Source organism: Pseudomonas sp. DF11 (assembly GCF_058148565.1).
Map to the genome: position 1 here is coordinate 995,926 of NZ_JBYVYN010000001.1, position 20,229 is coordinate 1,016,154.

Annotated in this window: 19 protein-coding genes; 14 read left to right on the forward strand and 5 right to left on the reverse strand. The window is 61.1% G+C overall.

Annotation, left to right across the window (positions count from 1 at the left end):
- Window positions 1-158 precede the first annotated feature (158 nt).
- Window positions 159-1,412, reverse strand: a complete 1,254-nt coding sequence (locus AC30D9_RS04085) for a cyclic di-GMP phosphodiesterase (RefSeq protein ID WP_490143493.1) — start codon at window positions 1,410-1,412, stop codon at window positions 159-161.
- Between the two features lie 479 nt (window positions 1,413-1,891).
- On the opposite strand from AC30D9_RS04085, the gene AC30D9_RS04090 reads away from it, so the two are divergent.
- A complete protein-coding gene (locus AC30D9_RS04090; protein WP_490143732.1) occupies window positions 1,892-2,368 on the forward strand; it encodes an amidase family protein in 477 nt (158 codons plus the stop codon).
- Window positions 2,369-2,461: 93 nt separating this feature from the next.
- On the opposite strand, the gene AC30D9_RS04095 is transcribed toward AC30D9_RS04090, so the two are convergent.
- The 4 genes from AC30D9_RS04095 to AC30D9_RS04110 all read right to left on the reverse strand — a co-directional run bounded on the left by AC30D9_RS04095 (window position 2,462) and on the right by AC30D9_RS04110 (window position 6,632).
- Window positions 2,462-3,043 (reverse strand): HupE/UreJ family protein, encoded by a 582-nt coding sequence (locus AC30D9_RS04095; RefSeq protein ID WP_490143494.1) that lies wholly within the window; start codon window positions 3,041-3,043, stop codon window positions 2,462-2,464.
- Between the two features lie 71 nt (window positions 3,044-3,114).
- A complete protein-coding gene (locus AC30D9_RS04100; RefSeq protein WP_490143495.1) occupies window positions 3,115-4,650 on the reverse strand; it encodes an amidase in 1,536 nt (511 codons plus the stop codon).
- 204 nt (window positions 4,651-4,854) lie between these two features.
- Window positions 4,855-5,487, reverse strand: coding sequence for an ANTAR domain-containing response regulator (locus AC30D9_RS04105; RefSeq protein WP_134924781.1), 633 nt, complete (start codon window positions 5,485-5,487; stop codon window positions 4,855-4,857).
- Window positions 5,484-6,632 (reverse strand): transporter substrate-binding domain-containing protein, encoded by a 1,149-nt coding sequence (locus tag AC30D9_RS04110; RefSeq protein ID WP_490143496.1) that lies wholly within the window; start codon window positions 6,630-6,632, stop codon window positions 5,484-5,486. Before AC30D9_RS04110 ends, AC30D9_RS04105 begins: the two co-directional genes overlap by 4 nt.
- 677 nt (window positions 6,633-7,309) lie before the next feature.
- Between AC30D9_RS04110 and urtA the strand changes: the two genes are divergently transcribed.
- From urtA to AC30D9_RS04175, 13 genes are all read left to right on the forward strand, one after another.
- On the forward strand, window positions 7,310-8,491 hold the full coding sequence (gene urtA / locus AC30D9_RS04115) for an urea ABC transporter substrate-binding protein (protein WP_116832757.1): 1,182 nt from the start codon (window positions 7,310-7,312) through the stop codon (window positions 8,489-8,491).
- A 90-nt stretch (window positions 8,492-8,581) separates the two neighbouring features.
- Entirely contained in the window at window positions 8,582-9,484 is a 903-nt protein-coding gene (urtB, locus tag AC30D9_RS04120; protein WP_116832758.1) for an urea ABC transporter permease subunit UrtB, read from the forward strand.
- Window position 9,485: 1 nt separating this feature from the next.
- On the forward strand, window positions 9,486-10,628 hold the full coding sequence (gene urtC, locus AC30D9_RS04125; protein ID WP_490143497.1) for an urea ABC transporter permease subunit UrtC: 1,143 nt from the start codon (window positions 9,486-9,488) through the stop codon (window positions 10,626-10,628).
- The gene (urtD, locus tag AC30D9_RS04130) at window positions 10,625-11,362 is read left to right on the forward strand and encodes an urea ABC transporter ATP-binding protein UrtD (protein WP_134924785.1); all 738 of its coding nucleotides are present in this window, start codon (window positions 10,625-10,627) and stop codon (window positions 11,360-11,362) included. The genes urtC and urtD overlap by 4 nt, the downstream gene beginning before the upstream one ends.
- Before the next feature lie 2 nt (window positions 11,363-11,364).
- Window positions 11,365-12,054, forward strand: a complete 690-nt coding sequence (gene urtE / locus AC30D9_RS04135; RefSeq protein WP_116832761.1) for an urea ABC transporter ATP-binding subunit UrtE — start codon at window positions 11,365-11,367, stop codon at window positions 12,052-12,054.
- A 21-nt stretch (window positions 12,055-12,075) separates the two neighbouring features.
- A complete protein-coding gene (ureE, locus tag AC30D9_RS04140) occupies window positions 12,076-12,516 on the forward strand; it encodes an urease accessory protein UreE (protein WP_176687565.1) in 441 nt (146 codons plus the stop codon).
- The gene (locus AC30D9_RS04145; RefSeq protein ID WP_490143498.1) at window positions 12,513-13,238 is read left to right on the forward strand and encodes an urease accessory protein UreF; all 726 of its coding nucleotides are present in this window, start codon (window positions 12,513-12,515) and stop codon (window positions 13,236-13,238) included. The genes ureE and AC30D9_RS04145 overlap by 4 nt, the downstream gene beginning before the upstream one ends.
- Before the next feature lie 42 nt (window positions 13,239-13,280).
- Window positions 13,281-13,976, forward strand: a complete 696-nt coding sequence (locus tag AC30D9_RS04150) for an urease subunit beta (protein WP_116832764.1) — start codon at window positions 13,281-13,283, stop codon at window positions 13,974-13,976.
- A 3-nt stretch (window positions 13,977-13,979) separates the two neighbouring features.
- The gene (gene ureC, locus AC30D9_RS04155; protein WP_490143499.1) at window positions 13,980-15,692 is read left to right on the forward strand and encodes an urease subunit alpha; all 1,713 of its coding nucleotides are present in this window, start codon (window positions 13,980-13,982) and stop codon (window positions 15,690-15,692) included.
- Between the two features lie 25 nt (window positions 15,693-15,717).
- Window positions 15,718-16,377, forward strand: a complete 660-nt coding sequence (ureG, locus tag AC30D9_RS04160) for an urease accessory protein UreG (protein WP_167659328.1) — start codon at window positions 15,718-15,720, stop codon at window positions 16,375-16,377.
- Window positions 16,374-17,240 (forward strand): urease accessory protein UreD, encoded by an 867-nt coding sequence (locus AC30D9_RS04165; RefSeq protein ID WP_490143500.1) that lies wholly within the window; start codon window positions 16,374-16,376, stop codon window positions 17,238-17,240. Before ureG ends, AC30D9_RS04165 begins: the two co-directional genes overlap by 4 nt.
- Before the next feature lie 315 nt (window positions 17,241-17,555).
- Window positions 17,556-18,302: a hypothetical protein gene (locus tag AC30D9_RS04170; RefSeq protein WP_490143501.1), complete on the forward strand. Its 747-nt coding sequence runs from the start codon at window positions 17,556-17,558 to the stop codon at window positions 18,300-18,302.
- Between the two features lie 68 nt (window positions 18,303-18,370).
- Window positions 18,371-20,203: a thiamine pyrophosphate-binding protein gene (locus AC30D9_RS04175; protein WP_490143502.1), complete on the forward strand. Its 1,833-nt coding sequence runs from the start codon at window positions 18,371-18,373 to the stop codon at window positions 20,201-20,203.
- Window positions 20,204-20,229: the final 26 nt, after the last annotated feature.

Below are 20,229 nucleotides of genomic sequence, written 5' to 3' on the forward strand. Positions count from 1 at the left end.
AAGTGATGGCCGTGAAACTATCGGAGCATCCTGATTTACAACTAAGGATTGCGGCTGCGCGGTAGGACAATTCCTACTCGACGGCGACAGGAACTCAAAACGACAGAAAAAGAAAACCAGCGACTAGCGCTGGTAAAAACACACAGACGCGCACCGCGTCATCCAAATCGCGGCTCGCCGCCTAGCCTCTCGCCCACCCAGAGCGCTTCAAGATTCTTCAAACCCCAGGTCTTCTCTGACTCAAAGCTGACAATGCGGTCCTGCCCACAGGCCAGATCAATGCATTCGGGAGACAACGGGATACGAGTCAACGCCGAGTAGAAAACCTTTACCGTGGGCGTCAGCAAAGATTCGGCGTGCTGCTCTATTACCACCGCCAACCTGTCACTTTGAAGGCGCACCAAGGCACCAACCGGATAGATGCCAATGCATTTGACGAAGGCGTGAAACACTTTCTGGTCGAAATGCCCGATCCATCCGGCCATTTTTCGAATCGATTCGGCGGGGCCCCAGCGATCCCGATAAGGACGGTCAGACGTCACGGCGTCATACACATCACAGACGGCGGCCATGCGCGCGAACAGGCTGATCTGGGTTCCACATAACTTATGCGGGTAGCCACTGCCGTCCACCTTCTCATGGTGATGCAGGCAAACGTCCAGCACCCGGGAAGTGAAATGCCTGCTGTCCGCCAGCATCCTGGCGCCCTCCTCCGGGTGGGTGCGCATCTTCGTATGTTCGTGGTCATTCAGTGGTAATGGTTTGGCCAGGATGGCCGCGGGTATCGCCATCTTGCCAACGTCATGCAGCAAGCCCGCCAGCCCGGCTTCTTGGACCAGGGGCGGTGGTAAATCCAGCTGACGTGCCAAACCAATCATCAATCCACAGACGGCCACGGAATGCATGTAGGTGTATTCATCGGCAGCCTTGAGGCGCACCAGGCTGAGCAGCGCATCCGGATGACGTAACAGCGAATCGGAGATTTCACCCACCATGTCCGTGACGCGATCCAGTTGAACGATCCGTCCCATCCGCAGATCGCCGAACATCTCCATGACAGCGGCCTTGGAACTGGAGCAAAGGTTGATCGCCCTCAACAGCTCTTCGCTCATTGCCACCCTTGGACGCGGCCCGGGGACTTCTGCACAAGGTCGGCTCGAGAAACGAGCGGGTCGCTGGTCACCTTGACCGGCCTGCACCAGACTTTCATCAAATGTAGATGCTTGCACGTCCGCGCCCTTGGACGGGTCGATCCAGGCATCGACAATGCCCGAGGCAAGGACGTTCTCCAGCACCTCTTCATTCAGAATCAGGAAGCCTTTGCTCCAGAACGGACGTTCCTCACGAGAACCGGACAGCTCCTGGACATACATTCCTACGCAAAGATCGCTCACACCGATATGTTTCAGCACGATGCAGATCCCTCTCTGTTAGCAACCGCCCTCCCTGAATTGCCCGAACGCATTCCCAAGCACGGGTATGTCTTGAATACGCATCAGGATGCCACCCTGGCCCTTGAATAGTAGCCATGCGCTATCAAGCAAAGAATCAGAGCAATCTTATTTAGATCTAGGGATTACAGATGGGCGCGTAGGAATTTTCCTACGCGGTAAAAATGCTCAATACGCCTTCCTACGAAACCTGTTGCGATGATTCGCCTAAGATAGTCTGCTCGATACCAATATCGCAGCTATCTCAGCCGAGCTGAGGGCAGTTAATTCGGTAGCCGTACTGGCTGCTGAAGCTGTATGACTTATGCCCATCGCAAGTTCCTTGACTTGCATGAGGCAGACGAAGGCAAGTTAGCCGGACAGGCGTTGAACGTGGTAGAGCCCCGAGAGCGACGAACACCGAGCTGGCGCGATTCTGGTCCAGCAACACAGCCGCCTGGATCGACGCCATCGCGACTGCGACGGATCGGCCCATCGATGAATCGACTCTGGAGCCTGCCACGCTCGCCCTTTACCGGCTCGGCTGTGAGCTGAGCGCAACCCAATTGCTGGAAGCGATGTACCAGCGCAATGTTGTGACCCGAAAAGTTGGAGATTTTTTCTGCAATTACGATGTGCTTCTGACGCCGACCTTGCCTGCCCCCCAGCCCCTCGTGGGCCAATACAATGCGAGTCAGGAAACGCTCGATGGCCGAGGGCGGACGGCCCATGTCTTCGACCACTGCCGTTTCAATGTCAGCGGATGCCCTGCCATATCGATGCCACTGACGCAGGATCTGGCATCCGGTTTACCTATCGACATGCAGTTCGGCGCAGCTTATGGTCGCGAGGATTTACTCCTGCAGTTGGCAGCGCAGCTTGAACGGGCGATGCCCTGGACTGATCGACACCCGCCCATCTGGGCGGGCAACCACTAGTAGCTCAATCGGCGTTGAATCGAAATGAGCCGAGTAGTGAGGCTGCATGCACTAACCTCACTGCTCGCGTCCGCTTTGGGTAACACCCCGCCATCAACCTGCCAACAACGCGAGCCCTGTCCCCGCCGACGCCAGGCCGAGCACACGAACCAGTGCAGCAGCGCGCGTCGGCAACCCCCGCGCCAGTGCAAAGCCAGCGGCATGCAGTGCCGATGTCGCGATCAGGAAACCGACCGCATAAGCCGCAGGGCTACTCATCTCCGGAAATTCCATGCCGTGGGCGATGCCGTGGGCCAGTCCGAAAAGGCCGGTAATGGCGAGGGCAAGCGCCACAGGTGGACGCGCCGCCACCGCGACCAGCAAGCCAAAGGCGAGCACCGATGCAGCGATGCCGGTTTCCAGATGTGCAATGGCGAACCCTTCGAACCCCAACAAGCCGCCGAGCAACATGCCGGCGACAAAGGTCAGTGGCAACATCAAGCGCGCCTTGCCGGCCTGCTGCGCGGCCCAGAGACCGACCGCGAACATCGCCAATAGGTGATCCATCCCGCTCAAGGGGTGCGCCACGCCCGCCATCAAGCCTGATTCGTCATGCCCTGGATGGGCAAATGCGAACACCGGCAGCAGGCATAAGGCCGCGCCCAGAGAAAGCCGTATCGATTGAGTCAATCCCATGAAAACACTCCTGAATCCTGAAAAGGGCAAGGTGCTGGCACTTACGCCGCCAGCACCCGGCCAAGACCGGCTTAACGACGCGGCGGTTTAGGGAATGGGCCACGGGCTTGCTCGTAGGCCTGAGCCACGCGCAAGGCCAGGGCGTCCTGGAACCGTGGGGCGACGATCATCATCGCCACCGGCAAGCCATCAGCCAGACCTGTAGGAATCGAAGTCGCCGGGTGGCCCGTGAGGTCGAACGGCGCGGTGTTGGTCAGCATGTTCAGCGCGCTGTGCACGTACTCCTCGATCGGCGCATCGGCAGCGGTCAGCGGCGTCGCCACGAAGGGCATGGTTGGCATCACCAGTACATCGAAATCCTTGAACGCTTCGTCGTATTGACGAGTGAGTTCCGGCACCAGCATGCGCGCCTTGGCGTAATAGGCGCCGTGCAGATTTTTCAAGCTGTAGTGGCCGGTCAACGCCACGGCGCGGACGCTGCTGGACAACGCATCGGCGTGCTCGCGACGCTTGGCACCGAAGTAGCTCATGATGTCCGGGTCGTAATAGCCATCCACGTTCATGCCATAGCCGTTGCCCTGCAGCATCTGATACGCCGCGCCATCGGTGGCAATGACATTCCACATGTCCAGCGCCACCCCCGAATGCCAGGGCGCGCTGGCTTCGCCGACCGTCGCGCCAAGGCTTTGCAGTTGCGCGACCGCCGCTTTGACCTGAGCATCCACCTGATCCTCGGACACGCCGGGAATCGCGAAGCCTTCGCGCAGCACGCCAATTCTGAGGCCCGCGACGCCTTGATCAAGCGTGGCGACACAGGCAACGGCTGGTGGGTTCTTCTGACGGGAGTCAAGGCCGTCGGCCCCGGCGATGACATCGAGCATCACGGCCACGTCACGCACGCTGTTGGCCATCGGGCCGACGTGATCGATGGTCCTTTCGATCGGGAAAGCCCCGGTGTAAGGCACCAGGCCGTAGGTCGGCTTGTGGCCGACGATGCCGCTCCAGGCCGAGGGCATGCGGATCGATCCTCCCTGGTCCCCGCCGATCGCCATGTCGACCTCCTCCAAGGCAACCAGCACAGCGCTGCCACTGGAGGAACCGCCCGCGTTGCGGGTCAGGTCCCATGGGTTTTTCACAGGACCACTGGCGGCGGTGAAGCTGGCGCCGGAGAAGCACAGGTCCTCGCAGACCGACTTGCCCACCACTGTCGCACCCGCAGCGAGCAGGCGCTTGACCACGGTTGCATCCTCTGAGGGGACATAACCGTCCAGGCTCAGCGAGCCGTTGGCCATCGGCACGCCGGCCACGGAAACGTTGTCCTTGATAACCACCGTCTTGCCGGCCAGCGGGCCTTGGGCGGCGCCTGTGATATGGGTTTTCACGTACCAGGCACCGTGCAGATTGTCAGCGTCCGGCGCCTTGCTGAATTCACGCTCCGGGGATTGCTGCGCGATGGTTTGCGCATACAGTTTGTCGATGGCGTCGTAGGAACCGAGGGTCTCGTCAGCCAAATTGAGGAAGCATTCCATCTGACTGTCGCTCAGGTGATAGCTGTGGTCTTCGGCGGCGATTAGAAAGTCGGCTTTGCTTGGGCGTTTTACGGACATGAGGTGTTCTCCAGATATCGGTTAAGGGCTGCCCGCAATCAGGTAGCCATTGACTCGAACCCACTGCGCGGATACGCAGGTTGCGGTTCGCTCCGGAGGACTCCGTTGTCCAGGCCGGTCGCCACACGGTGATCCATACCTGCCGATCAAGGGCGTATGGCAATCCTCCGTGCAGAAGAGGGTCAGGCTCGTGGGGCCGGACGCTCAGGAACAGGCTTGTTGAAACAGTTCGTGGGCTTTCACCAATGCTTCGGCGATCTTCTCCACCGGTTCGCGTTTGGCCATCGCCTGATCGCGCAGGGCGTTGTAAGCGTCGATTTCCGACATACCCTTGGTTTCGATCAGGATGATCTTGGCCTGCTGCACCGTGCGCATCACGGCCATCCGCCCTTCCAGTCGCTTGACGTGTTTTTCGCGCTCACGGGCCTTGCGCGATTGACTCAAGGTCAGCGCCAACGCCGTGAGCAGGCCGAACGAGCGAACTGGCGACGGGATCACCGAGCAGGCGTTGAGCTGCACCAACGCCTCGACAATGATCGGGTTTTCGTAGGCGATCACCGGAATGATCGGCGATGTGCTGGCGTGTAGCAGCCAGGGTGTGTTGGTCGAAAGACTTTCGGGGGAAACGGCAAGCACGATCACGTCCACCTCGGTGTTGAGCCGCTCGGGAATCGGCCACTGCACACGCACCTGACAGCCGATGCGCTGCAGTTGCTCGATCAGATTGCGGCCATCGTCGTCATCCGGGTGCACCACCAGCACGCTGATGTCGCGCAGGTCCTTGATCCCCGCGCTGCTGTCATTGCGTTGCCGTTTCTTTGCTGCGCGCAAGGTCATAGCGGCCTCCCAGTGCCGCTCGACCAGTCGTTCAGGCGCGGCGCGATGGCGTATGGATCGGGTTTGAGGGCGTTCTGGCTTTCATAAAGAATGTCGAACTGACCCTGGGCATTGGCCCGCCCGATGCGCGAAAAAAGGTAGGTGTGATGGTTGTGCGCGTCGACCCTGACACGCCCTTGAGGCGCCTCGAATTCGAGACCGCGCATGGCTTGCAGCACGTCATCGACGTTGGTACTGCCTGCACTGAGAATCGCCTTGGCCAGCAGGTGCACCTGAAAATAAGCAGCCTCCCAGCATCGGTCGGTGACCTGCTCCTGACCGAACAGTGCACGGTATTGCGCGATGCACTGGCGGTTGATCGCAGTGTCCACTGACTGAAAATAGGTCGCTGCCGAAATGTGCCCTGCTCCCAGGTGAACCCCCATCTGCTTGATGTCGGTCTCGCTGGTGGTCAGGCTGGCGATGGGCATCACGGCCGGATCGAAACCGGCATCGGCATAGGCCTGATACAAGTGCGCCATGGTCTCGCCCACAACCGTGGAGAAAATGAACGACGGCTTGAGCTCCCTGGCCTTGACCATCAGCTTGGCGAAATCCTCGGGCCGGGCGTTCTTGAGCGGCAGGTAATATTCACCCAGCTTGGTGCCACCGCGCTCATACAGAAGGTCGCTCATCAGCCGATTGGTTTCGTAGGGATAGACGTACTCTGAGCCAATCATCAACACCCGGTTGCCGAAGTTGTCGAGCATGTAATTGCCCAGTGGCACCGCGTTGTGATTGGGTGTCGCGCCGGTGTAGATGATGTTGCGCGAGTACTCGAAACCTTCGTAGTACACCGGGTACATCAACAACGCGTCGTAGCGCTCCACGATCGGCAACGCAGCCTTACGCGCAGCAGAGGTGTAGCAGCCGAAGAAGAACCGCAGGTTTTCCTCGCGGATCAACGACTCGATATGCATGGCATACAACGCGGGGGTCGAATCGGGGTTGCGGGTGACCAGTTCCAGAGGCCGCCCCCCTACGCCACCGGCTGCGTTGATCTGCTCGATCGCAAATTGCGCACCGCGCATTGTCGAGCGCTCGGCGGCCGCCGTGACGCCAGTGTCGGAAAACAGACCGCCTATGCGGATCGCCTGGTCAACCATGCCTATCAACCTTGTTCAACGTGAGATCAGACGCCCGGCGTCCGCAAGGGGGGCGGGCCATCTGCAAAGAGTCATTGTGCAAAGAATCGGTGAGCGGTGGCCGTGGATTCAACGGCTGCTCTCAGGCGGCTTGTGCCTGAAACCGGTGCGACTGCGCTGTCGGGGCCGGCCATGCGAGGGGCCTTCCACACCTGCCGGGAACGGGCGTGTGACAAGGGACCCTGCGAGGGTAGTGCCGTGTCCTCATGCAGATTGCGGGCCACTCCCCTTCCAGCGGCCTGATCGCTGAGCCACGCATAGGGTGCGCTGACCGTAGGTAGGACAATGCTGCTCGCACAGCACCGATGAAACCTTCACGCTTTTGGTGCGCAAGCAGGCCCCTTGCGCCAAACCGGCGCAAGGCCCGTCAAGTTTGCAATAGATGCAGTGAATGCCGACCGTTGTGCCCGATGGCCCCTGATTGTGCCCTCATCGGCAATTGGCACTGCCCTTGCAGATACTCTCCCGAGACATCGCGCCGGCTGTCTGCCCTACGCCCACTTGGCAAGTAGGGAGACACTTGGCGTACGACTGGATCGGACACAGTTGTCCCGCCAGATTCGGCACAAGAAGCCTGACCTCCCGATTATTCGTTTAACCGGGACGTCGGGCTTTTTTTATTCCTGGGGAGAAATGAAATGCACAACGACAAGCGCCGTTTGATCAAGCATGCCCTATTACTGGGGGCCTTCAGCCTGTTGCCGTTTTCCCTGGCCAGCCAGGTCCAGGCGGCAGAGACCGTCAAAGTGGGGATCATCCATTCGCTCACCGGCACCATGGCCATGAGTGAGGCCTCGGTGGTGGATGCGGAAAAACTCGCCATCGACGAAATCAACGCCAGCGGCGGTGTACTGGGCAAGACCATCGAACCGATCGTCGAAGACGGCGCCAGCGATTGGCCGACCTTCGCCGAAAAAGCGCGCAAGCTCCTGGAAAACGATCACGTGGTGGTCACGTTTGGCGCCTTCACCTCGGCCTCGCGCAAAGCCGTGCTGCCGGTGTTCGAGCGTAACAAGGGCCTGCTGTACTACCCGACGTTCTACGAGGGTCTGGAGAAATCCCCGGCCATCATCTACACCGGCGCCGAAGCCTCGCAGCAGACGCTGGCCGCTGTCAGCTGGTTGATGGCCAACAAGGGCAAGAGCGTCTATCTGGTGGGCTCCGACTACATCTGGCCGCGCACCACCAACAAGCTCGCCCGCGCGTCGGTGAACAAGCAGGGCGGCTCGATCGTCGGTGAGGACTACCTGCCCCTGGGCAACATCGAGTTCTCCTCGGTGATCAACAAAATCAAGGCCGCCAAGCCCGATATCGTCCTGTCGACCATCGTCGGCGGCTCCAACGTGGCGTTCTACAAACAGCTCAAGGCCGCGGGCATCGACAGCAGTAACCAGACGCTGATGGCCCTGGCTGTCACCGAGGAAGAAGTCACCGGCATCGGCGCAGAAAACCTCACCGGTTTTCTGACCTGCATGAGCTACTTCCAGAGCCTGAAAAATCCGGTCAACGAAAAATTCGTCGCGGCATTCAAGGCCCGGTATGGCGAAAAACGCGTGGTGGGCGATCCGATGGCGGCGGCCTACACCGCGGTGTACCTGTGGAAGAAAGCCGTGGAGAAAGCCAACAGCTTCGACGTCCCGGCCGTCATCGCTGCCTCTTCGGAACTGACCCTCGATGCGCCTGAAGGCGAGATCAAGGTGCACAAGGACAACCACCACCTGTGGAAGCGTGCGCGCATTGGCACCATCAACGCCCAGGGCCAGGTCGATGTGATCTACGAGTCCGCGCCGATCGAGCCCAACCCATTCCCGAAACTGTGAAGCGAGGCCCGGCGCGAATCACCTCGCGCCAGCGGCCACCCAGGGTTCCTGAAAACGGTCCGCCCATGAGCAGCGACAGGTAGCGACGCAATGACTCTCGATATTTTGATAATGCAGGTGTTCAGCGGATTCTCGCTGTTCTCGGTGCTGGTGCTGATGGCGCTGGGACTGACCATCGCCTTCGGCCTGATGGGCGTGATCAACATGGCCCACGGCGAGCTGATGGCGATGGGGTCGTACATGACCTACGTCACATCGCTGGTGTTCCAGCGCTATTTCCCCGAGTTCATGGGCTGGTACTTCATCATCGGCATTGGTGTCGCCTTCGTGGTGACCTTTGCCTTCGGTTTCCTGCTCGAACGTTGCTTCATCCGCTTCATGTACAACCGCCCGCTGGATACCTTGCTCGCCACCTGGGGCCTGTCGCTGGTGCTGCAGCAAGTGTTTCGTCAGGTGTTCGGCCCCAAGGAAGTCAGCGTGCCGACCGTGGAGTGGCTGCAAGGCGCCTGGAAGATCAGTGAGGGACTGGAGTTGCCCCTCAACCGGATCTTCATCATAGGCCTGACGTTGGTCATCGCCGGTGCCGTGTTTCTGTTCCTGTATCGCAGCCGTTGGGGGCTGCGCATCCGCGCCGTCACCCAGAACCGCGCCATGGCCGGTGCCGCCGGGATCAACACCGCCCGCGTTGACGCCGTCACATTCGCTCTGAGTTGCGGCCTCGCGGGGATTGCCGGCAGCTCGTTCACCATGCTCGCCTCAACAGGCCCCGTAAGCGGCCAGCAGTACCTGGTGGACACGTTCATCGTCGTGGTGTTCGGCGGCGTCGAAAGCCTGCTAGGGACTTTTCTTTCCGCCTTTGCCATCGGCCAGACGCAGATCTCGCTGGAGTACCTGACCACTGGTTCCATGGCCAAGGCGATCACCCTGATGGTGGTGATTGTGTTGCTGTTCTTCCGCCCCAACGGCCTGTTTGCCGCGAAAGTGAGACGCTGAGATGAATGACATGACTGAAAAGCCGCTTATCCGGCCACAGGCGCCCTCCCGTGGATCGCGCATGCTCAGCGCGGGCTGGTTGCCCCTGATCGAACGACATGGCCTGGTCTGGCTGTCGATCCTGTTGCTGGTCATTTTGCCTTTGAGCCTGGGGGATTTTCGCCTGGGGCTGGCGGGCAAATACCTGAGCCTGGCGTTCTGTGCATTGGGCATGGTGCTGATCTGGGGCTACGGCGGGATTCTCAGCCTGGGCCAGGGCATCTTCTTCGGCCTGGGCAGTTACATGATGGCCATGTACCTGAAGCTGGAAGCGACCGCCACTGATGAAGCGGCCAGCGCCTTGGCCGCTTTCTATGGCTCGGCCCTGCCCGACTTCATGATCTGGAATAGCGTCGATGCCTTGCCCTGGTGGTGGAAACCGTTCGAATCGGCGACCTTCACCATCGCCGCGATCCTGATCATCCCGACCCTGCTGGCGTTTGCGTTCAGCTACGCGTACTTCAAAAAGCGTGTGGGCGGCGTGTACTTCTCGATCATCACCCTGTCCCTGGCGGCGATCATGTCGATCATGATCATCGGCCAGCAAGGCTACACCGGCGGCGTCAACGGCCTGACCGACTTCAAGACCGCCTTCGGCCTGAGCCTGCAAGCCCCGCAAACGCCCTGGATCCTGTACCTCATCACCACCCTGCTGTTGCTTGGCTGCGTGGCGCTGTGTGGGTTCATTCTGCGCAGCCGGCTGGGCAAAGTGGTGGTCGCCATTCGCGACCGGGAAGACCGGGTGCGCTTTTCCGGCTACAACACGGCTCTGTTCAAGGCGTTCATCTTCGCCGTCGCGGCACTGATTTCGGCCCTGGGCGGGGTGATGTTCACACTCCAGGTCGGCCTCGCCTCCCCTTCCCTGGTGGGCATTATCCCGTCCACCGAAATCGTCATCTACGCAGCCTTGGGCGGGCGTCTGTCACTGGTGGGCGCGGTTTACGGCACGCTGCTGATCGGCGTGGCGAAGACCTACCTGTCGGAAAACTTCGTCAACTTCTGGCAGTACTTCATCGGCTTTCTGTTCATGGCCGTGGTGCTGTTCCTGCCGTCGGGGCTGGCCGGGCTGCTGCAACGCCTAAGCAACAAGGAGGTGCAGCCGTGAGCGCGATGATACTGAGTATCGAAGACCTGACCGTGTCATTCGATGGCTTCAAAGCCGTGGACAGCCTCAACTTCTACGTCGAGGAAAATCAGGTGCATGTGGTTATCGGCCCCAACGGCGCCGGCAAGACCACGCTGCTGGACATGATCTGCGGCAAGACCCGCCCCAGTGCCGGGAGCATCCGGTTCAAGGATCTGCAACTGGCCAACATGATCGAGTACCAGATCACTCGCGCCGGGGTCGGTCGCAAATTCCAGAACCCCTCGGTGTACGAAGACCTGACCGTGCGCGAGAACCTGGACATCTCCTCACCGGACAAGCGCGGCATCTTCAACTGCCTGTTCGCCCGCAAGGACAAGGCCTTGCAGGCTGAAATCGAACACATCGCCGAGATGATCTTTCTGCACGACCAACTGGGCCGCAAGGCCGGGCTGCTGTCCCACGGCCAGAAGCAATGGCTGGAAATCGGCATGCTGCTGATGCAACGCCCCGAGCTGCTGTTGCTCGATGAGCCGGTGGCGGGCATGAGCGCGGGCGAACGGGAAAAAACCGCAGGCTTGCTCAAACAGATCGCCAAGGGCCGCGCCATGGTCATCATCGAGCACGACATGGAATTCGTGAAATCGGTGGCCGACAAAGTCACCGTTCTGCATCAGGGCAAGACCCTGGCCTACGGCTCGATGGATCAGGTGCAAAACGATCCTCGCGTCATCGACGTCTACCTGGGGCACTGAGCATGCTGACCGTCAATAACCTCAACGTGTATTACGGCGACAGCCACGTGCTGCGCAATCTGGACCTGAATCTGGCGCCCGCCGAATCCCTGGCGATCATGGGACGCAATGGCATGGGCAAGACCACCCTGCTCAAGAGCCTGGTGGGCATGCTCCCCGCGCGCAGTGGCAGCATCAAACTGGCGGGCGAAGAACTGACCGGGCGCAAGAGTTACGACCGGGTCGCGGCAGGCGTCGGCTTTGTGCCCCAGGGCCGGATGATTTTTCCTTACCTAAGCGTCGAAGAGAACATTCTGACCGGCATGCAGAGCGCACCGGCCGCGCCGATCCCCGACTACATCTACGAGTATTTCCCGGTCTTGTTCGAGATGCGCCGACGCAAGGGCGGCAACCTGTCCGGTGGCCAGCAGCAACAGCTCGCCATCGCCCGCGCGCTGGTTTCCAACCCCAAGGTGCTGATCCTCGACGAGCCCACCGAGGGCATCCAGCCGTCGATCATCAAGGACATCGCCCGGGCCCTGAACCTGCTGAAAAAAGAGCGAGGGTTTTCCTTGATCGTCTCCGAGCAGGTGCTGTCGTTCGCCATGGCGGTGGCCGACCGTTACCTGATCATCGAGAAAGGCGAGTTCGTTCACAGCGAGGTCCGTGAAACCATGGACCGCGAGCGCATCCTGCGCTACCTGACCATCTGATTCGGCACTGGAGACCACGCCATGTTGATACTCGATCGCATAGTCGGCCAGGCCAGCGACCCCGCTCTCGCCGAGCGGCTGCACGACCTGGACCACAACGGCCAGGTCGAAACCCTGAGCCTTTCGGCCAGCGACATCCAGCGTCATCGCCTGCGCCTGGCCAGTGACCGTGGCACTGACTGCGCCATTCGTCTTGAGCGCCATCAACAGTTGCGCAACGGCTCGGTGCTGATGCTCGACGGTGAGCGCGCCATCGTCGTGCAGATGCTGGACCAGCAGTACCTGACGCTGCGCCCTCGCGATGCTGGCGCAGCGCTGGAACTGGGGTATTTCGCAGGGAACATGCACTGGAAAGTGCGTTTCGCCGGTGATCAGCTACAGATCCCGCTACATGGCCCGCAAGCGGATTACCTGGAGCGCCTGGCACCGATGTTGGCCGACGGCCGGGTGTCGCGTTCATGAGTCCGCTACACAGCAGCCTGTTGGCGTTGCAGCAGGCCGACAGCTTTTTCCCAGGGGGCGCGGTGGCCTGGTCATGGGGGCTGGAGACGCTGGTGGCCGATGGTCGTCTGGGCGCAGAGATCTCGGCCCCTCGTCGCCAACGGGGCGTGCATCGGGATCGCAGTGTGCAGGTCAGCGGATTCGTCGAGGGACAGCTGCGCCACCGATGGGCCGGTTTCGACCGGGCGTTCCTGTCCGCAGCCTGGTACGCGGCCACCGACACTCAGGGGTTATGTGCGCTGGATGCACAGATCGAAGCCTTGACCCTGGCCGAGGAACTGCGCCTGGGCTCGCGCCGTGTGGGTCAGTCACTGCTGGGTGTGCATGTGGCCATGGGTACACCAGGCGCCGAGGCCTACCAGCAGTGTGTACTGGCGGGCGACGCACCGGGGCATCTGGCCGTGGTGCAAGGGTTGCTCTGGCAACGCCTGGGCATGGACCACGACCACTGCCAACTCGCCGCCGCTCACGGGCTGTGCACGGGGCTGGTCAGTGCCGCCGTACGCCTGGGCGTCATGGGCCATCTGGATGCGCAAAGGGTGCTGACCACTATCCAGCCTCTGCTGCTGGACATCCTCACCTGGCCCGTGCCCGAGCTTGAAGACGCCTGCGGTTTTACCCCCATGGCAGAGATCGCCGTGATGCGTCACGAAACCCAGGAACTCCGACTTTTTGCCAATTGAGGCGATGGGCTCTGTGCCTGCCGTCAACACAGGAGCTTGAACATGCTGCTGACCCCGACAGAACTCGAACGGCTGACGCTGTACACCGCCGCCGAGCTATCGCGCAAACGCCGCGCCAAGGGCTTGCGCCTGAACTTTCCGGAAGCCAGCGCCCTGATCGCCGACGAGATTCTCGAAGGCGCGCGTGAAGGTCGTAGCGTCGCCGAGCTGATCGGCTTCGGCTCGACCCTCCTTACCACCGACGACGTGATGCCCGGTGTCGCCGACCTGCTGCCGGTGCTGCAAGTGGAAGGTACGTTTCCCGACGGCACCAAGCTGGTCACCGTGCACCAGCCGATCCGTCCCGGCCGACTGGCGCTGGCGATCATGCCGACGCCGGGGGAGATCATCTCGCCAGAAGGCGACATTCAGCTGAGCAGCGGCCGGCCCACAGCCACCCTGCGCGCGATCAATACCGGCGATCGCCCGGTGCAGATTGGCAGCCACTATCACTTTTTCGAGGTCAACAAAGCGCTGGATTTCCCCAGGGAAATCGCCTTCGGCATGCATCTGGATATCCCGGCCGGGACTGCCGTGCGTTTCGAGCCCGGCGAGTTGCGCGAGGTGCAACTGGTGCAGTTTGGCGGCAGCGGCGACATCCACGGCTTCAGCGGCCTGACCAACGGCAACCTGCATGATCCGGCCTGCAAGGCCGCAGCGCTGGACCGCGCGCGTGCTCAACACTTCAAGGGGGCCTGAACCATGGCAACGATGACTCGCAAGGAATACGCCGCGATGTACGGCCCCACCGTTGGCGATGCCGTGCGTCTGGGCGACACCTCGCTGCTGGCCGAGGTCGAGTTCGATCACTCGGTGCCGGGCGACGAATGCCTGCACGGCGGCGGCAAGACCCTGCGCGATGGCATGGGCCTGATGCCGGGTCACGACAGCGACGACGGGGCACTGGACATGCTGATCTGCAATGCGCTGATCATCGATCCGGTGATCGGCATCGTCAAAGGCGACATCGGCATCAAGGACGGCAAGATCGTCGCCATCGGCAAGGCCGGCAATCCGCAGGTCATGGACGGCGTGCACCCGCAACTGATCTGCGGCGTGGCGACCACAGTGCGCGACGCCGAAGGTCTGATCGTCACCCCCGGTGGCATCGATGTGCATGTGCATTTCGACTCGGCGCAACTGTGCGAACACGCCCTGGCGGCAGGGCTGACTACCCTGATCGGCGGCTCGCTGGGCCCGATCACGGTGGGCATCGACTGCGGCGGGGAATGGAACGTGGGCAAGATGCTGCAAGCCTGCGAAGCGTGGCCGATCAACTTCGGTTTTCTGGGACGCGGCAATTCCAGCAAACCCGAATCGTTGCTCGGGCAACTGCGCGGTGGCTGCCTGGGATTGAAGATCCACGAAGACTGGGGCGCGATGCCGGCAGTGATCGACACCTGCCTGAAGGTCGCCGACGAATACGATTTCCAGGTGCAGCTGCACACCGACACCCTCAATGAATCAGGGTTTCTGGAAGACACCCTGGCGGCCATCGGCGATCGCACCATTCACATGTATCACACCGAGGGTGCAGGGGGTGGGCATGCGCCAGATATCATCAGCGTGGCCGGCAAGGCCAACTGCATCCCCTCCTCCACCAACCCGACCAACCCCTACACCGTGAACACGTTCGACGAGCACCTGGACATGATCATGGTTTGTCATCACCTCAATCCCGACGTGCCGGAAGACGTCGCCTTCGCCGAATCGCGGGTGCGCCCGCAAACCATCGCCGCCGAGGACATCCTGCATGACACCGGGGCGATCTCGATCCTCGGCTCGGACAGCCAGGGCATGGGCCGGATCAATGAAGTCATCTGCCGCACCTGGCAACTGGCCTCGAAGATGAAGGACCAGCGCGGCCGCCTGCCTGAAGAAAGCACCGCGCTGGGCGACAACGAACGGATCAAACGCTACATCGCCAAGTACACCATCAACGCGGCACGGGTGTTCGGCATCGACCGCTACATTGGCTCGCTGGAGCCGGGCAAGATCGCCGATCTGGTGCTATGGCGCCCGGCGTTCTTCGGGATCAAGCCGGAACTGGTGGTCAAGGGTGGTTTCATCGTGCATGGCGTGATGGGGGATTCGGCCGCATCGCTCTATACCTGCGAGCCATTGGTGATGCGCCCTCAGTGGGGTGCGTTCGGTGAGGCCAAACAGGCTCTGTCGGTGAATTTCGTCAATCGTCTGGCCGTGGAGTCCGACACGGCAGCGAAACTGGGCCTCAAAAAAGCCCTGCTGCCTGCCACCGGCACCCGCACCTTGCGCAAATCCGACATGTTGCACAACGACGCCTGTCCCGACATTCGTGTCGATCCGCAGACATTCGACGTATACGCCGATGGCGAACGCCTGACCTGTGAGCCGGTCAGCGAAGTCCCGCTGGCCCAACGCTACATGCTGCGCTGAACCCTAAGGTACAAGGAGCCCGATGATGAATACCCGACTCGATGCACAACCGCTCGCCGAGCCGGTCCCCCACCCCGGTGCTGCACGGGTGGGGATCGGGGGGCCGGTCGGTTCGGGTAAGACCCGCCTGCTGGAACAACTGATCCCGCGTTTTATTGCCCGCGGCACGGAGCTTGCGGTGATCACCAACGACCTGGCGACCCGCGAGGATGCCGAGCGAGTCAGACGCAGCGGCCTGATCGACCCGGAGCGAGTACGCGCGGTGGAAACCGGCGCATGCCCGCACACGGCGATCCGCGAAGACCCGACGCTGAACCTGCAGATGGCGGACGAGCTCGAAGCGCGTTTCCAGCGCCTGGACCTGATCCTGATCGAATCCGGCGGCGACAACCTGGCGTCGACCTTTTCCCTGGACCTGGTGGATTACTGGATCTTCGTCATCGACGTTGCAGGGGGCGACGACATTCCGCGAAAACGAGGGCCGGGAGTTCTGAGTTGCGACCTGCTCGTCGTCAACAAGTACGATCTGGCGCCCTACGTCGGGGTCGATCTGGCACGCATGCGTCGTGAATCCGCCGAGGCCCGCGGCGCAAAGCCGGTGCTATTCACCAACTGCGCCACGGGCGCAGGCGTCGATGCGGTGGTCGACGCCATCAGCCGCGCCGTGCTGTTCGATTGCCCATGAACGCGCCTCAGACGCTGTTTCGTCCCTTGACCGAATCCGTCGAGCCACAGGCACGAATTACCTTCAGCCAAACCCCGAATGGCGACAGCTACATTTCTGCGCAGCAGGTGGGCTACCCGTTTCATCTGGGACGTACGCTCAAACTGCCCGACGACCCGCCAGGCATGGCAGCGGTATACCTGCAGTCCTGTTCGGGGGGCATCTTCGCAGGGGAACACCTGCACGTGCAGGTGCGGGCTGAACCCGGTAGCCAGGCACACGTCAGCACCGGTGCGGCCACCGTCGCACACAGCATGCTCGAACAGCCAGCGCAGCAGGTGGTCAGCCTGGAAGCCAAGAGCGGCGCCTTGCTCGAATACCTGCCAATGGCGACGATCCTGTTTCCCCACGCCAGGCTGCACAGCCGGGTCGAGGTGATCCTGCACCCCGCGGCCAGGGTGATGCTTTGCGATGCGTTCTGCCTGCATGCGCCTGAAGGCAACACAGGGGTATTCGACGCTTATCGCGCCGACCTGCAAGTGCGCAGCCCCAACGGCCGGCTGTTGGCAGGTGATCGCCTGGCGCTGACCGGAGAGGACATGCGCCGTCGATTACCAGGGGTCAGCGAAGGCATGCAGGCGCTGGCGACCTTCATGCTGGTGGGGCATGACCTACCGGTCGACGTCCTTAAGCAACGCCTGCGCAACGCCCTGAGCAGCCTGCCCGACAGCTACGTGGGCGTCAGCGCGCTGCCCAACGATTGCGGGGTCAGCTTGCGCCTCATGACCCTCGATGCAGTGGCATTGCGCACGGGGCTGCACTGCGCCTGGTCCTGCGCCCGTGAAAAACTGTTCGGCGCTGCACCAAGGCCACGACGCAAATGATCGCGTCGAAGCCCCTCGTTGGGTGCTGAGGGATTCCAGACCCGACAGATGTGCCTGGAGAGAAACCCGAGGCAGCGTGATTCGCAGTCACGCGGGCCAGCGGTTGACCTTCAGGCCTGCGAGCCGACCCATTACTGGTGACGGAGTGACACCATGAAAACCTGACATGTTCCTGTCAGCCTCCGGTCACTCTGACGTCAGATCCTTCTCACTAAAGTATCCCCCAATGACTGCACTTACGGTGCCAGCGTTACAGGCACCAAGGACACATCACTTTAGCTGGACCTCTTGCCATCAGCCGGAAGGAGAAACGTAATGAGCCATCCTGATGCGCACGTCAGTACTCTTGATCCATTCACTTGGCAATCGACGCTCGACAGCAGCCTGGACAGAAAAGGCCTGTTGCTGCGCCTGTTCGCCGAACAGCGATTCATGGCCGCGCAGGTGCGAGCCTGCAAGCTGGATCACAAGGACTACCTGCTTTCGCTGATTGATCCGGCATCGACGGTGAACGACGGCACTCGGCACCCATCATGCGTCGATGGACATCGAATGCGGAGCGTCATCACCGAAGCGGCAGAGAAAGCTCATTGGGGCAAGCCCCCAAGACATGGTCGGGCGCAAGGCATCGCTGCCCACTATGACGCGCAGACCTGCATGGCGGTCGTTCTCGATATCGAGGTGAGCGACGAAGGCCGCTTGATCATTCATGACGCGGTCATTGTCGCGGACATGGGTTTCTTGAAAAATCCTGGTCGCGTGCGCTCGCAACTCATAGGTGCTTGCCTGATAGGGATAGCGTTTGTGACATCCTGCGATTTTGCTCCGAACACCGGAGATACCCGGCCTAAACCTGCCTATCGCACCCGTTGGCCACTCGTCTCATGGCTGCCAGGACAGATCGCGGTGCACCTGATCAATCCCACTGGAGCACCCGAAGCCGCACAGCCCAGCCAGACCAGTTACGCACCTGTCGCCCGGGCCTTGTGCAATGCGATTTTGAAGGCCACGGGTAACGCTTCGGTCCGGAGCCAGTCACTGGAAAGATCGGGCGTAAATTAAATAAGCTCTGGGATATGCAGCGAAGTCGGCCTAATGGAGAGATCGGTGCCAAGAGACAGAACCGACCAATGGTTGATGCTTTGCACAATAAGGTAACCAAGCTGTATCGCCAGATATCACCGTGGCTCGGGCAATCCGATTGCCGCACGACAACCACCACAGCAAACCCAGCTAAATTAAAGCTTCCAGACCAGATGAGGTTCTGCGCCATGCCTTTAGGTTCCAATGTTCTTTCCAACAGCCGCGGGCAACGCGGCGCGGACCTGTTCGTAGAAGTGCTTCGCAGCGAAGGTGTACGCCACGTCTTCGGCAATCCGGGAACAACCGAACTGGCTTTGCTCGACGCCCTCTCCGGCGCCCCAGACATCCAATACATCCTCGGCCTCCAAGAGGCCTCAGTCGTCGCGATGGCCGACGGTTATGCGCAGGCATCCGGTCGCCCCGGCTTCGTCAACCTCCATACGGCCGGTGGACTCGGCAATGCAATGGGCGCAATTCTCAACGCGAAGATGGCGAATACGCCGCTTGTCGTCACGGCGGGCCAACAAGACACACGACATGGCGTGACCGACCCGCTGCTCCACGGAGACCTCGTCGCTCTCGCCAGACCGAGCGTCAAATGGGCGGAGGAAATTCATCATCCCGAACACATCCCGATGCTGCTGCGTCGTGCGTTTCAGGACTGTCGCACGGGGCCGGCGGGCCCGGTTTTCCTTTCCCTGCCGATTAACGTGATGGAGCAACACACAGATGTAACGGCCGGCCCGCCATCGCGAATCGAGCGCGGTGCCGTGACCGGGATGATTGAGGAATTGGCCGCTGCCTTAGCGACAATTACCCCTGGTTGTCTGGCGATTATCGTTGGAGAAGAAGTGATCCAGTCGAGCGCGGAAGTTGAAGCCGTGATGCTCGCCGAAGCACTCGGCGCGCCGGTCTACGGGCCATCCTGGCCCGGGCATATTCCGTTCCCGACGGCGCATCCGCAGTGGCGGGGAACGCTGCCTGCGAAGGCTTCCGATATCAGGGAGACGTTCGCTGACTTCGACGCGGTCTTCCTGCTCGGCGGCCATTCGTTGATCAGCTATCAATATTCCCAGGGCCCCGCTATTCCATCTCACTGTCGCCTTATCCAATTGACCGGCGATGGGCACCAATTAGGCAGGGTCCATGAGACAGCGCTAGGGCTGATCGGGGATTTAAGACTTTCCTTGCAAGCGCTGTTGCCGATACTGGACAAGAAATTGGCCCCGCACAGCGAGGCAATCGCGACGCTGCGAAACGTCGCGGGCCAGGAACGCGATACACGTCGTGCCGATGTCGCCGCTCGCCTCAGCCGTGAATTCAACACTCCGGTGACAACGCCTTTCGTGGCTGCCCACGAGGTTATCCGGGCTATCGGGCCGGACGTCTGGATCGTCGACGAAGCACCCGCCACGATTCCTCATGTCCGTGCCTGCCTGGATTCCCATTCGGCCCGCCAGTATCTTTTTACCCGTAGCGCCATCCTGGGCTGGGGCATGCCGGCGGCTGTCGGTACGTCACTTGGCCTGGACCGCAGCCCGGTAGTCTGTCTGGTCGGTGATGGTTCGGCAATGTACTCACCGCAAGCACTCTGGACGGCGGCGCATGAACGGCTGCCGGTCACGTTCGTTGTCATGAACAATGGCGAGTACAACATTTTGAAGAACTACGCTCGTAGCCAGGCGCACTATCTAAGTGCAAGCACTCACCAGTTCATCGGCATGGACCTCTGCGACCCGGCGATCGATTTCCTGGCCCTCGCCTCTTCCCTGGGGATCCCTTCCCGCAGGATCGAGCGCGCTGGGGATATTGCGGGAGCTGTCGAAGAAGGTATTCGCTCAGGTTGCCCGAATCTCATTGAGCTACCCATCATGCCTTGAGGAGCCAGTAGCCACAGTACCCTTCA